The following is a 13,726-nucleotide window of genomic DNA, read 5'->3' as shown; positions in this document are numbered from 1 at the left end:
GGAATGTCCACGATCAGCTCATGCGTGCCTTCCTTGCATCCTCGATCGGCGTCGCGTGCGCCGCCGCCGCCCTCGTACTGCCCCCGCTGTCGGGCGACGCCCGCGCCGACGACGCGTCCCTGCCCGGCTCCACCCAGTCCCTCCCCCTGGTGCCCCTCACCGCCGAACGGGCCCCGGGCGTGCCCCAGCAAGGGCTGCTGAAACGGGACGTCAGACCGTTCTCGCTGGTCGGCGTGGTCTGGGACGACCCCGACGACGAACTGCACGGCACCGTCCAGGTCCGCACCCGCGCCACCAGCACCGGACAGTGGTCCGGCTGGCAGGCGGTGGAGACGCACAACCACGCCCACGCCGCCGACCTCGGCACACCGGAGCGCGAGGCGGCCTCGGTGCGCGGTTCCACCGCGCCGCTGTGGGTGGGCGACTCGGACGGCGTGGAGGTCCGCGTACGGTCCGAGGCGCCCCGCGCAGGCGGTTCGGCGGCGCCGCTGCCGAGGGGCCTGCGCATCGAGCTCGTCGACCCGGGCGACGACCCGCCGCCCGCCCCGGCCACCCCGGCCCCCGGCCCGGAGAACCCCGGCACCGGTACGGGCACGGGTACGGGCACGGGCACCGGCACCACCCCGAACCCCGGCACCGGCACCGGCACAGACACGGGCACAGACACGGGCACAGACACCGGAACGCCCACCACCGACACCGGCACGGGCGCCGGCACAGCCAACGGCGCCGACCCCAACCAGGACCAGACCTCCGGCTCCGTCCTCACCCCCGAAGAGGCCGCCAGCTCCGCCGTCAACGCCGACCTCGCCGCCATCGGCGCCCTCGAAATCCCCGAGCTCACCAAGGAGGAGACCGAGGCGAGCCTCGACACCGGCACCGACGCCGACGTCGTGGCGAAGCCGTTCATCGGCCCGCGCCCCCGCATCATCACCCGCAAGGGCTGGGGCGCCGACGAGAAGCTGCGCGAACGCGACTTCGTCTACACCAAGTCCGTCCAGGCGGCGTTCCTGCACCACAGCGCCACCGGCAACAACTACACCTGCAAGGAGGCGCCCTCCGTCCTCCGCAGTATCTACCGCTACCACGTCGTGAGCAGCGGATGGCGTGACATCGGCTACAACTTCGCCATCGACAAGTGCGGAAACATCTACGAAGGCCGGGCAGGAGGCGTGGCCAAGCCGGTGATGGGCGCGCACACCCTGGGCTTCAACAGCAACAGCATGGGCATCGCCGTGCTCGGCACGTACAGTTCCAGCACGCCGCCCGCCGCCTCGGTGACGGCCGTCGCCCGGCTCACGGCGTGGAAGCTCGGCCTCCACGGCAAGGACCCACGGGCCAAGACGACACTGACGTCCGGCGGCGGAAACCTCTATCCGAAGGGAACCAAAGTCAAGCTGAACGTCATCTCCGGGCACAGAGACGGGTTCTCGACCGACTGCCCGGGTGACCGCCTCTACAGCAAGCTCGGCACGGCCCGGGCCTCGTCGGCCAAGTACCAGGGCCGCTGACGAACCGGGGACGGCTGTACCGAACGGTCTGCATACACTGTGCGGTCGTATCGGTCATATGACCGGTGTTCCCTCCATCGACCGGCCCCAGCAGGAAGCAGAGACGACTGGTGACAGAAGCGATCCTCCTGGTCGGTGGCAAAGGAACCCGGCTGAGGCCGATGACCGTCCACACACCCAAGCCGATGGTCCCGGCGGCCGGCGTGCCGTTCCTCACGCACCAGCTGGCCCGCGCGCGGGCGGCCGGCGTCGAACACATCGTGCTGGCGACCTCGTACCTCGCCGAGGTGTTCGAGCCGTACTTCGGCGACGGTTCGTCGCTCGGCCTGCACATCGAGTACGTCACCGAACGGGAGCCGCTCGGCACGGGCGGAGCCATCCGCAACGTCGCCTCGCGCCTCCACTCGGGGCCGGACGAGCCGGTCCTCATCTTCAACGGCGACATCCTGACGGGCCTGGACATCCGGGCGCTGGTGGACACCCACCGGTCGTCGGGCGCGGACATCTCGCTGCACCTCACCCGCGTCGAGGACCCGCGCGCCTTCGGGCTCGTACCGACCGACCCGACCGGGCGCGTCACGGCCTTCCTGGAGAAGCCGCAGACGCCCGAGGAAATCGTCACGGACCAGATCAACGCGGGCGCGTACGTCTTCCGGCGCTCCGTCATCGACACCATCCCGACCGGGCGTCCCGTCTCGGTCGAGCGCGAGACCTTCCCGGACCTGCTGGCGGAGGGCGCGCACCTCCAGGGCATGGTGGACAGCACGTACTGGCTGGACCTCGGCACCCCGCAGGCGTTCGTGCGCGGCTCCGCCGACCTGGTGCTGGGGCGCGCCCCGTCGCCGGCCGTGCCGGGCCGCTGCGGCGACCGGCTGGTGCTGCCGACGGCGACGGTCGCCACGGACGCCAAGCTGACCGGCGGCACCGTCGTCGGCGCGGGCGCGACGGTCGGGGCGGGTGCCCGGATCGACGGCAGCGCGGTGCTGGACGGCGCGGTCGTGGAGGACGGTGCGGTCGTCACGGACTCGCTGATCGGCGAGGGCGCGCGGATCGGGGCGCGCACGGTGCTGCACGGCGCGGTCATCGGCGACGGCGCGCACGTGGGCGCGGACAACGAGCTGCGCGACGGCGTACGGGTGTGGTGCGCGGCACACATCCCGGACGGTTCGATCCGCTTCTCGTCGGACCAGTAGCGGCGGCCGGGGGGCTAGTCTCGAAGGGCACCCAACCCCCGAAGGACTCTCCCCGTGGCCGGCCGATACGCCCCCCGCCCGCGCAGCCCGATCCCCGCCCAGGCGTCCGGCCCGCGCTCCGTGGCCCGGACGCGTACCTGGACGCCGCCGTGGCCGCTGGACGTGCCGCTGGTGCTGTCCCCGCTGCGGCGGGGCCCGGGCGACCCCACGTTCCGCACGTCACCGGACGGCGCGGTCTGGCGGGCCAGCCGCACCCCGGCGGGCCCCGGCACGCTGAAGGTCGCGGTACGGGGCGGCCGCGTGGAGGCGGAGGCGTGGGGCCCGGGCGCGGACTGGCTCCTCGACGGCCTCCCGTCGCTCCTCGGCGCCGACGACGACCCGTCGCTCTTCACCCCCAGGCACCGCCTCCTCGCCGCGACGCTCCGCCGCCGCCCGGGCCTGCGGCTGGGGCGCTCCGGCCTGGTCCTGGAGTCGCTGATCCCGTCGATCCTGGAGCAGAAGGTCACCACGGACGAGGCGTACGGCTCCTGGCGCGTCCTGGTCCGCCGCTTCGGCGAGCCGGCCCCGGGCCCGAACGACCGGCTGTACGTCATGCCGGAGCCCCGCACCTGGGCGCTCATCCCGTCCTGGGAGTGGCACCGCGCGAACGTCGACGCCAAGCGCTCCGCCACCATCCTGCGCGCGGTCCGCGTGGCCCGCCGCCTGGAGGAAGCGGCGACCATGCCCCCCGACCAGGCCCAGCAGCGCCTCGAACTGATCCCGGGCATCGGCCCCTGGACCTCCGCCGAGGTCGTCCAACGCACCAACGGAGCCCCCGACGCGGTCACGGTGGGCGACTACCACCTGCCGAGCATCGTGGGCCACGCCCTGGCGGACAACCGCGCCGCCGACGACGCGGCCATGCTGGAACTCCTCACCCCCTACGCCGGCCAACGCCACCGCGCCACCCGCCTCATCCTCCTGAGCGGCCACACCCCACCACGCCGCGCCCCAAGGATGACGCCGAGGAACATCACGACCCTGTGAGGCAGGGCCCCTGTGCGGCCCCCGGGGGGCGAAGGGCCTGCGCCCCTACCGCGCCGCACCTGCGGCGCTGCGATGCTCGCTTCGCGGCGGGACCGCGCCTGCTGCCGGACCTCCTCGCCGCCCTCGCGGCGCGAAGCCGCCGCGGGGCCGGGCCTCAGCTGCCCTCGCGGCGCGAAGCCGCCGCGTGCCGGGCCCGCCGGGCCGTGCCTCCGCGGCGCCGGGCCCCCGAGGGGGACCGCCGCATGGCGCGGCTCACTGCTCCGGGGCCCGCCGGGCCGTGCATCCGCGGCGCCGGGCCCCAGCCGCCCTCGCGGCGCGAAGCCGCCGCGCACGGGGCCGTGGGGGCGTCAGCCCCCACATCCCTGACACCCAGGGGGCCCGGGGGCGAAGCCCCCGGTTTCGGGAAATGGGGGGGTCCTCCACGCCCCTGGGCGTAGGGGGAGGGGTGGGGGAAAGCCTCACCGCACCTCCACGAACGCCCCCACCTCCCGCTCCCCCCGCTCCCGCGGCACCCCCGCCGCCCGCCCGACAGCCACCGCCCCCATCGGATCCCACGCCCCCGGCAACCCCAGCACCTCCCGCACCACCTCACGGCAGAACATCGTCGACGACACCCACGCCGACCCCAGCCCCTCACCCGCCAACGCGACGAGGAAGTTCTGCACCCCCGCCCCCGCCGCGACCACGAACATCTCGCGCTCCGCCGCGTCCCGCCGCGCGTCGCCGTACGTATGGGCGCCGTCCGTCACGAGGCACGGCACCACCAGGTACGGCGCCCGGCGCAGCACGTCGCCGCGCCGCACCCGCCGGGCTATCGCCTCCTCGCCGAGGCCGTCCGCGCGCAGGTCCGCGACCCAGGCGTCCCGCATCGCGTCCAGCAGCCGCAGCCGCGACTCGGCCGACTCCAGCAGGACGAAGCGCCACGGCGTGGTGTGGTGCGGCGCGGGCGCCGTCAGGGCCGCGGCGACCGCGCGCCGCACGGCGCCCGGGTCCACGGGGGCGTCCGTGAACTCCCGCACCGTGCGCCGAAGCGTCACCGCCTCCCGTACCGCCTCGGACGTGCCGAGCCGGAACATGTCGCTCTCGGCGTCCCGCACCAGCGCCCGCGCACCGTCAGCCGCGTCGCCCACCAGGTGCGGCAGGCCGCGCACCACCGCGACCGGCAGCCCGGCCGCCTTGCCCTTCACCAGGTCACCCGCCGCGGCGAGTTCGTCGGCGCTGGCGACGACCGTCGCCACCAGCGGGTTGCCGTACGCATCGGTGCCGCCGCGCAGGTCGTCCAGCACCCGCACCCCCGCCGCGCCGATCGCGACGTCGGTCAGCCCGCTGCGCCAGGGACGGCCGAAGGTGTCGGTGACGACGACACCCACGTCGACGCCGAGGGCGTCCCGCAGCCCGTCCCGGATGGCGCGCGCCGACGCGTCCGGGTCCTCGGGCAGCAACAGCACCGTCCCGGGGGGCGTGTTGGACGCGTCGACGCCCGCCGCGGCCATGACGAGCCCCTGCCGGTTCTGCACGATCCGCAGGGTGCCGCGCCGCGCCACCACCCGTACCGTCTCGGCGTCGATCGCGGCCTCACGGTCCTCGGCGGTGACGACCCGCCCCTCCGCCTTGGAGACGATCTTCGACGTGACGATCACCACGTCCCCGTCGGCCAGCCCCGGCTCCGCCGCCGCGATCAGCCCGGCGAGGTCGTCCCCCCGCCGGACCTCCGGCAGCCCCGGCACGGCCCACACCCGATACGACGGCGACGAGGGCGACGGCGACGAGGGCGACGGCGAGGAGGGCGATGGCGAGGGCGGCGACGAGGGCCTCACGCTCACGCCCGCACCTCCTCGGCGAGGTCCAGCGCCTCGCGCGCCATCCGCGCCGCCGCGTCCACGTCGGTCATCATCAGCGGCACCGCCCGGCAGCGGATCCCCGCCGCCTCGACCTCCGCGACCGCGCCCGCGTCCACGGTGTCGACGAGCCAGCCGTCGAGCAGCCCGGAGCCGTAGTGCTCGGCGACCGCCGCGGCCGTCGCCTCGACACCCACCGCCGCCAGCACCTTGTCGGCCATGCCGCGCACGGGCGCGCCCCCGACGATGGGGGAGAGGCCCACGACGGGCACGCCCGCGTCGGCGATGGCCTCGCGGATACCGGGCACGGCGAGGATGGTGCCGATGGAGACGACCGGGTTGGACGGCGGGAAGAGCACCACGTCGGCCTCCCCGATGGCGTCCAGCACCCCGGGTGCCGGCTTGGCCTGCTCGGCGCCGACGGGCACGATCGCCTGCGCGTCGACGGAGGCGCGCAGCTTCACCCAGTACTCCTGGAAGTGGACCGCCTTGCGCTGCCCGTCGACCTCGACGGCGACATGGGTCTCGACCCGGTCGTCGGACATCGGCAGCAGCCGCACGCCCGGCTGCCACCGCGCGCACAGCGCCTCGGTGACGGCGCTCAGCGGATAGCCGGCGCCCAGCATCTGCGTCCGGACGATGTGGGTCGCGAAGTCGCGGTCGCCGAGCCCGAACCACTCGGGCCCCACCCCGTACGCGGCGAGCTCTCCCTTGACCGTGAAGGTCTCGTCCGCCCGCCCCCAGCCCTGCTCTTCGTTGATGCCACCGCCCAGGGTGTACATCACCGTGTCGAGGTCGGGGCAGACCTTCAGCCCGAACAGATGGATGTCGTCACCGGTGTTGCCGACGACCGTGATGTCCGCGTCCGGCGCGGCCTGCTTGAGGCCGCGCAGGAAACGGGCACCGCCGATGCCACCGGCCAGAGCCACAATGCGCATGCACAGCAGTCTGTCAGGCGGGTACGACACCCCGTGTCGCCGGGGAGCACGACCGGCTCGCCTGCGGCGCATGCATCGGCATCTCGGTCAGGCCCGGGTAGTAGACGTGCAGGCTGACGGCCGGTTCGAGCGAGTCGTTGACGACCTCGTGCGCGTACCCGGGCGCGAAAATCCGCTGGGCGCCCTGCGACAGCTTCCGCGCGCCCCCCTCCGCAAGCCCCGCGCGCTCCGTACGCTCCGTCAGCTCGCCCGCCAGGACGGTCAGTACGCCGGAGGAGCCGCCGTGGTCGTGGAGCCCGGTGCCCTGCCCGGGCACCCAGGACAGGAGCCACACCTCGTACCCGGGCCCGGTGCGGAGCCGGTGGTACCAGCGGGTCGTGGCGTCGTACCGGACGAGCGGCTCCCACTGCGCGCGGTCGGCGGCGATGGAGCGGGCGAGCCCGGCGAACTCGGCCACGGTGGAGGGGTGGGCCTTGGCGGGCTGGAGCAGGTGCTGGACGGCGAGGATGTCGCCGGCGATCTGGAGGTCGCTGTCGCTGTTCATGGAGTGGGGTGGTCCCTCGGCATAAAGAAGCGGTACGCAAAGACGGCGGAGCACGCGCGAGAACGCGGGGGAAGGCAGTGGCTGGAGCGCTACGGCATCAACAGCAACAGGAACGGCGACAGCGACAGAGCGCGCTCAGGCGCGTCGGGGCAGCGCTGCGGAGCCCACGGGCGTGGGTCGCGGAAGGCGCTGTGGTCGCTGGCATGCGTCAAAGGTGACCGGCCCGATATCCCGCTGTCAACCCAATGCCCGGTTTGGGTGCAATGTTTCACCTCATCCGGTTACTCCGTCCGGAGAAAGGTTTGTGCGCCCGCGAAGCAGGAGACATGGCGCAGCAACCGCCCGCGCAAACGTCGTCGCGGTCTCGTGACCTGACTGTGATCCGGGTCGCTTCATCGTCTCGATCGCAACAAGATCGAAGCCGTGGACGTCCTCCCTTGATGAGGGGCGCAGACGTGCCGAAAGACAAGGGTGCGGGCGCGGAGGCGGCATGTGTCTCATTTTTGCTGATTTGAACACTTTCCGCATAGCTTTGGTTCCGCCGAGTGAATACCGGGCTCAATAGCAGATCTCGGCTTGACTGGCCCGGAGCACCGCACTTGTAATTTCACCCGTGTCGTTCGCCCGAAAACGGGAAAGCGGGGCGACATACGCGGGGACGCAATGACAGACGAGGGGCGCACATGACCGAGTTGTTCCAGGAACTGCTGGTCGAGGACGCGGACGAGGAACTCGGCTGGCAGGAGCGCGCGTTGTGCGCCCAGACCGATCCGGAGTCCTTCTTCCCCGAGAAGGGCGGTTCCACGCGCGAGGCGAAGAAGGTGTGCCTCGCCTGCGAAGTCCGTTCGGAATGCCTTGAGTACGCGCTCGCCAATGACGAAAGATTCGGAATCTGGGGCGGGCTGTCCGAGCGCGAGCGCCGACGGCTGAAGAAAGCCGCTGTCTGAGCGCCGCTCGGCCTCTACCGATCGCATCACGACCAGTACGACCAGTACGACCAGAACGCGTCCAGAACGCGACAGACGTTGACCAGATCTCACCGCATCCCGACCGCGTCGCGACGACGCACGGGCCGTACCGAGCCGCGATCCGGCCGCGCGGCCGCGGGACCCGGCCACCCGAGCCGGCCGCGGGACCCGGCCGCCGCAGGACCGGCCGCGAGGCCCGTCGTACGACCGCGCGGCGCACACGCGTCCGCAAAGTCGCAAAGAGAGACGTCAAGCGAGACGCGAAGTGACGTGCCGCGCGGCCGGGGAAAAGGCCGACGCGAAGACGTGAGGAACGGTCCGCCGCCCGTGCTCTGTCCACAGGCGGCGGACCGCTGACGTGTCAGCCATTAGTGTGGGCCTCCGTCCGAGACGCTCCCACGCCCCCAGCGGGCGACCCCCGGCCGGAGGGCCCGTACCTCGATGTCCGCCACCACAGCCGCGTTTTCCCCCGCTTCCGCCGCATCCGCCGCCTCGGCGTCGGGCGGGCCGGAGTTCCCGCGCCACGTCGTCACCGCCGTGCTCGTCTCCCACGACGGCGCGCGCTGGCTGCCGGACGTCCTCGCCGGGCTGCTCGGCCAGGAACGCCCCGTACAGAACGTCATCGCCGCCGACACCGGCAGCGCCGACGACTCCGCACGGCTGGTCACCGAGGCCATCGGCGACGAGCGGGTGCTGCACCTCGCCCGCCGCACCGGATTCGGCGCCGCCGTGGAGGAAGCCGCCCGTACGGCCCCCGTCCTCGGCCCCGACGACCTGCCCTACCTGAAGCGGCCCAGCGGCTGGGACCCGGTCAGCCGGACCTGGCGCGACGACGCGTACGACCTGCCGGAGCTCCCGCACGGCGAGCCCGTCCAGTGGCTGTGGCTCCTCCACGACGACTCCGCCCCCGACCCCGACGCCCTCGCCGAGCTGCTGCGCGTGGCCGACGGCGACGAGCACGCCGCGATCGTCGGACCCAAGCTGCGCGGCTGGTACGACCGCAGGCAGCTGCTCGAAGTGGGCGTCTCCATCGCCAACAGCGGCCGCCGCTGGACCGGCCTCGACCGGCGCGAACAGGACCAGGGCCAGCACGACCAGGTCCGCTCCGTCCTGTCCGTCTCCAGCGCCGGCATGCTCATCCGCCGCGACGTCTTCGAGCGGCTCGGCGGCTTCGACCGGCGCCTGCCCCTGATGCGCGACGACGTCGACCTGTGCTGGCGCGCCCACGCCGCCGGCCACCGCGTCCTCGTCGCCCCCGACGCCGTCCTGCGCCACGCCGAGGCCTCCGCCCGCGAGCGCCGCACCGTCGACTGCGTCGGCCGCTCCGTCGCCAGCCCCCACCGCGTCGACAAGGCGGGCGCCGTCTACACCCTGCTCGCCAACGCGCGCGGCGCCGCCTTCCCATACGTCCTGCTCCGGCTCGTCGTCGGCACCCTCCTCCGTACCCTCGCCTACATCCTGGGCAAGGCGCCCGGCCAGGCCGTCGACGAAGTGATGGGCCTGTTCGGCACGCTGCTGCGGCCGGAGCGGATCGTCGCCGCCCGCCGCAGGAGGAAGAACAGGGCCGTCGAACCGGCCGAACTGAGGCCGCTGTTCCCGCCGCCCGGCGCGACGGTCCGCGCGACCGTCGAACAGGTCATGTCCAACTTCGGCGGCGCGGACGCCGATTCGGGCGGCTCCCGGCACGGCGCCGTCGAGTCCGGACCGGGCGGCGACGACGCCGACTACCTGGAGATCGAGCAGTTCGCCCGCCTGAAGAAGATCGCCCGCAAGCCCGGCCCGGTCCTCTTCGCACTCCTCCTGCTCGTCTCCGTCGTCGCCTGCCGCGGCCTGTTCGGCGGCGGCTCCCTGGCGGGCGGCGCCCTGCTGCCCGCCCCCGACGGAGTCGGGGAGCTGTGGAGCCGGTACGCCGACGCCTGGCACCCGCTCTCCACCGGCGGCACCCAGACCGCGCCCCCGTACCTGGCGGTGCTCGCCGCGCTCTCCGGGCTGTTCCTCGGCTCCACCGGCCTCGCGCTCACCGTGCTGCTCGTCTGCTCCGTGCCGCTGGCCGGCATCACCGCGTACTTCGCCTCCCGCTCGCTCGTCGAGTCCCGGCTGCTCCGCGCCTGGGGCGCCATCGCGTACGCCTTCCTACCCGCCGCGACCGGCGCCCTGGCGACCGGACGCCTCGGCACCGCCGTCCTCGCCGTCGTGCTGCCGCTGCTCGCGCGCGCCGCCGTCGCCGCCCACGGGCTGCGCGGCGGCGGCCCCGGCGCGCCGCGCGGCAGCTGGCGCGGGACCTGGGCGTACGCCCTCCTGCTCACCATCACGATGGCCTTCACGCCCGTCGTGTGGCCGCTCGCCGTCGTCCTCGGACTCGTCGTGCTCGCCCTGCGACGCGACGACTTCTTCGCGTACGCCCTCCGCTTCCTGGCGGCCGTCGGCACCCCGCTGCTGGCGCTGGCCCCCTGGTCGCTGTCGCTGCTGACCGACCCGACCGCCCTCCTCCGGGAAGCCGGCATGGACGTCCGTACGGGGACGGCGACGGCGCTCGACCTGCTCGGCGCCAGCCCGGGCGGCCCGAAGACCGTCGGCGGACTCGTCCTGATCGGCCTGGTCCTGGCGGCGCTGGCGGCCCTGCTGCGCGCGGAGCGGCAGTTCGCCGTCCGTACGGCCTGGGTGGCGGCGCTCGTCGGCCTGGTCACCGCCGTCCTCTCCAACGGCTCCGGCCCGGCCGGCTCCGGCTGGGCCGGTCCCGCGACCCTCGTGTACGGCGGCGCCCTGATCGCCGCCGGCATGCTCGGCGCCGAGGGCGGCCGCACACGCGTCGCCGCGCAGAGCTTCGGCTGGCGCCAGCCCGTCGCCGTCCTGATCGCGCTCGCCGCCGCCGTCGGGCCGGTCCTCTCCGCAGCCGGCTGGATGCTCGGCGGCGCGGCCGGGCCCCTGGAGCGGCGCGACCCGGTGCAGGTCCCGGCGTTCGTCGCCGAGGAATCCGACACGCGCGACCAGCCCCGCACGCTGATCCTCGGCGGCACGTCGCCGGGCGAGGTCTCGTACACCCTGGTCCGCGGCTCCGGCGGCCGTCTCGGCGACGCCGAGCTGACGGAGGCCGGCGGCGGCGACGCCCGGCTCGACAAGGTCGTCGCGCACCTCGTGGCGGGCTCCGGCGCCGACCAGTCCGACCAGCTGAGCGGCTTCGCCATCCGGTACGTGCTCGTGCGGGACGGGGCGCCGCGCCAGATGAGCCGCGTCCTGGACGCCACGCCCGGCCTGAGCCGCCTCAGCCAGCTGGACGGCAGCGCCCTGTGGCGGGTCGACCGCCAGGTCGCGCGCGCCACCATCGTCCCGGCCGGCAAGGGCGAGCGGCTCCCGGTCGCCTCCGGGCCGGTCGAGGCGCACACCGAGATCCCGGCCGGCGGCTCCGGCCGCGTGCTGCGGATCGCCGACCGCGCGGACGACGGCTGGCAGGCCACCCTCGACGGCCAGGCCCTGAAGAAGACCACCGTCGACGGCTGGGCCCAGGGCTTCGAACTGCCCGCCGAGGGCGGCCGCCTCGACCTGACGTACGAGGCCCCGCTCACCCACCGGGCGTGGATCTGGGGCCAGTGCTTCCTCGCCGTCGTGCTCCTGATCCTGGCCCTGCCGGGGCGTCGCCGTGACGTCGACGACGACCTTCCGGAGGAGCCCGTCGCGATCCCGGCGCAGGACGTCACGGGCGACGGCCGCCGGGCGCGCCGCCTGCGGGCGGCGGCGGAGGCGGCGGAAACGGAGGCCGCGGAGGCCGCGGAGGCCGCGTCTCAGGAGCCGGAGCCCGTGCCCGCGCCCGTACCGGACACGGATACGAATCCGGTTCAGGCTCCGGTTCCGGATCCGTACCAGTACGCGCAGCCGGATCAGCAGTACGACCCGTACCAGCAGCAGCCGTACGACCCGTACCAGCAGCAGTACCCGCAGCAACAGCAGTACGAGCAGCAGCAGCCGTACGACCCGTACGGCCAGGGCGCCTACGACCCGGGCCCATACCAGCAGAACCAGTACGGCGGCGCGTATGACCCGGCGTACGGCTACGCGTACGAGAACGAGCACCAGCACGAGCACGAGCAGCGTCCCGACGGGAGTGGCAACCAGTGAACCGGACGACCCTCTCCCTCTTCGCGGCCGCCACCGCCCTCGCCGCCGTCACCGGCTTCGCCGTGCTCACCGAGCCCGACGGGGGCGACGCCCCCGCCGCGGTCGTGAAGGCCCCGACACGGCTGCCCGTGGAGCGCTCCACCCTGCTGTGCCCGGCCCCCAGCACCTCGGAGGTGGCGGAGACGGTGTACACGTCGTTCACGCCGGCGGGTTCCACTTCGGGTTCCGCTTCGGGAGACGCGGCGGGCCGGGCGGAGCTGAAGCCGGCGACGGCGTCGGCGGCCGACGACACGACGGCGACACCGAAGAAGAAGGACGAGGAGGCCGCGGAGGGCGCGGAGGGCGCGAAGAAGCCGGCCGCCGCCGACAAGCCCGTGGTCGCCCTCGCCCAGCCCGGCAAGCCGGTCTCCGCCGAGGCGAACGGCGGCGACGCCCCCGCCCTGGTCGGCACCGCCTCCGGCCGCCTCGCCCCGGGCTGGACCACCCAGCAGACCACCGCGGTCCCGGCGGGCGGCGCGCGCGGCCTGCTCGGCGTCGGCTGTACGCCCCCGGACACCGACTTCTGGTTCCCCGGCGCCTCCACCGCCAAGGAGCGCCAGGACTACGTCCACCTGACCAACCCGGACGACACGGCCGTCGTCGCCGACATCGAGCTGTTCGGCCCGAACGGCGCCCTGAAGTCCCAGCTCGCCGAGGGCATCCCGGTCCCGGCCCGGTCCAGCGTCCCCGTGCTGCTGTCCACCCTGACGACGGACCCGGCCGCCCCCGACGTCACCGTCCACGTCACCACCCGCAGCGGCCGGGTCGGCGCGGTGGTGCGCTCGGCCGACGAGACCGCCGGCAGCGACTGGCTGCCCGCCTCCACCGACCCGGCGGCCACGCTGGTGCTGCCGGGCATCCCGGCGGACGCCACGTCCGTACGGCTGGTGGCGTACGCACCCGGCGAGGACGACGCCGACCTGAAGGTCCAGCTCGCGACGGGGACGGGCACGATCGTCCCGGCCGCCGCCCGCGAACTGCACGTCAAGTCGGGGATGACCGCCTCCGTCGACCTCAAGGACGTCACGCGCGGCGAGGCCGGCGCGCTGATCCTGTCGCCCGCTCAGAAGGGCCGGGCGACGCCCGTGGTCGCGGCGCTGCGCGTCGTACGCGGCAAGGGGGACAAGCAGGAGGTCGCGTTCATCCCGGCGACCGGCCCGGTCGGGCAGCGGGCGACCGTCGCCGACAACCGCGCCGAGGGCACCACCCTCTCGCTCACCGCGCCGACCGCGACGGCCCAGGTCAAGGTGACGGCGTCGGCGGGCACCGAGGGCGGCACGCCGGCGAGCAAGACGTACACGGTCAAGGCCGGTACGACGCTCCCGGTCGAGCCGCCGGTGCCGGCCGGCCTGAAGGGCTCGTACGCCCTGACGGTCGAGACGGTGTCGGGCGGCCCGGTCCACGCGGCGCGGACGCTCACGGTGCCGGACGACGGCGTTCCGATGTTCACCGTGCAGACGCTGGCGGACGACCGGGGCACGGTCGAGGTCCCGGCGGCCCGCCAGGACCTGTCGGTCCTGGAGGACTGAACCGCTCTGCCGGTCTGCCGGTTTGGC

Annotated in this window: 9 protein-coding genes; 6 read left to right on the top strand and 3 right to left on the bottom strand. The window is 74.2% G+C overall.

The window, feature by feature from the left end; translation table 11 throughout:
* Positions 1-20 precede the first annotated feature (20 nt).
* From AB0A69_RS30335 to AB0A69_RS30325, 3 genes are all read left to right on the top strand, one after another.
* Complete coding sequence (locus AB0A69_RS30335) at positions 21-1,511, top strand: peptidoglycan recognition protein (protein WP_361428678.1); 1,491 nt, start codon at positions 21-23, stop codon at positions 1,509-1,511.
* Positions 1,512-1,621: 110 nt separating this feature from the next.
* Positions 1,622-2,704 carry an NDP-sugar synthase gene (locus tag AB0A69_RS30330; RefSeq protein ID WP_361428676.1) on the top strand — a complete coding sequence of 361 codons (1,083 nt, stop codon included), beginning with the start codon at positions 1,622-1,624 and terminating at the stop codon, positions 2,702-2,704.
* Positions 2,705-2,758: 54 nt separating this feature from the next.
* On the top strand, positions 2,759-3,730 hold the full coding sequence (locus AB0A69_RS30325) for a DNA-3-methyladenine glycosylase 2 family protein (RefSeq protein ID WP_361428674.1): 972 nt from the start codon (positions 2,759-2,761) through the stop codon (positions 3,728-3,730).
* Positions 3,731-4,188: 458 nt separating this feature from the next.
* Here the strand turns inward: AB0A69_RS30325 and AB0A69_RS30320 are convergent, their stop codons facing one another.
* Genes AB0A69_RS30320 through AB0A69_RS30310 form a run of 3 tightly spaced genes read right to left on the bottom strand, consistent with a single transcriptional unit; the run spans position 4,189 to position 7,050 of the window.
* Positions 4,189-5,547: a coenzyme F420-0:L-glutamate ligase gene (locus AB0A69_RS30320; protein WP_361428783.1), complete on the bottom strand. Its 1,359-nt coding sequence runs from the start codon at positions 5,545-5,547 to the stop codon at positions 4,189-4,191.
* A 2-nt stretch (positions 5,548-5,549) separates the two neighbouring features.
* On the bottom strand, positions 5,550-6,506 hold the full coding sequence (gene cofD / locus AB0A69_RS30315; protein WP_361428672.1) for a 2-phospho-L-lactate transferase: 957 nt from the start codon (positions 6,504-6,506) through the stop codon (positions 5,550-5,552).
* Positions 6,507-6,519: 13 nt separating this feature from the next.
* Complete coding sequence (locus tag AB0A69_RS30310; RefSeq protein WP_361428670.1) at positions 6,520-7,050, bottom strand: cysteine dioxygenase family protein; 531 nt, start codon at positions 7,048-7,050, stop codon at positions 6,520-6,522.
* 683 nt (positions 7,051-7,733) lie between these two features.
* On the opposite strand from AB0A69_RS30310, the gene AB0A69_RS30305 reads away from it, so the two are divergent.
* The 3 genes from AB0A69_RS30305 (at position 7,734) to AB0A69_RS30295 (ending at position 13,699) form a co-directional block, all read left to right on the top strand.
* Positions 7,734-7,997: a WhiB family transcriptional regulator gene (locus AB0A69_RS30305; RefSeq protein WP_023588371.1), complete on the top strand. Its 264-nt coding sequence runs from the start codon at positions 7,734-7,736 to the stop codon at positions 7,995-7,997.
* Between the two features lie 462 nt (positions 7,998-8,459).
* The gene (locus AB0A69_RS30300) at positions 8,460-12,131 is read left to right on the top strand and encodes a glycosyltransferase family 2 protein (RefSeq protein WP_361428668.1); all 3,672 of its coding nucleotides are present in this window, start codon (positions 8,460-8,462) and stop codon (positions 12,129-12,131) included.
* The gene (locus AB0A69_RS30295; protein WP_361428666.1) at positions 12,128-13,699 is read left to right on the top strand and encodes a DUF5719 family protein; all 1,572 of its coding nucleotides are present in this window, start codon (positions 12,128-12,130) and stop codon (positions 13,697-13,699) included. The genes AB0A69_RS30300 and AB0A69_RS30295 overlap by 4 nt, the downstream gene beginning before the upstream one ends.
* Positions 13,700-13,726: the final 27 nt, after the last annotated feature.

Source organism: Streptomyces sp. NPDC045431 (assembly GCF_040646655.1).
Classification (GTDB): Bacteria; Actinomycetota; Actinomycetes; order Streptomycetales; family Streptomycetaceae; genus Streptomyces.
This window is presented reverse-complemented; position numbering and strand designations above follow the sequence as displayed.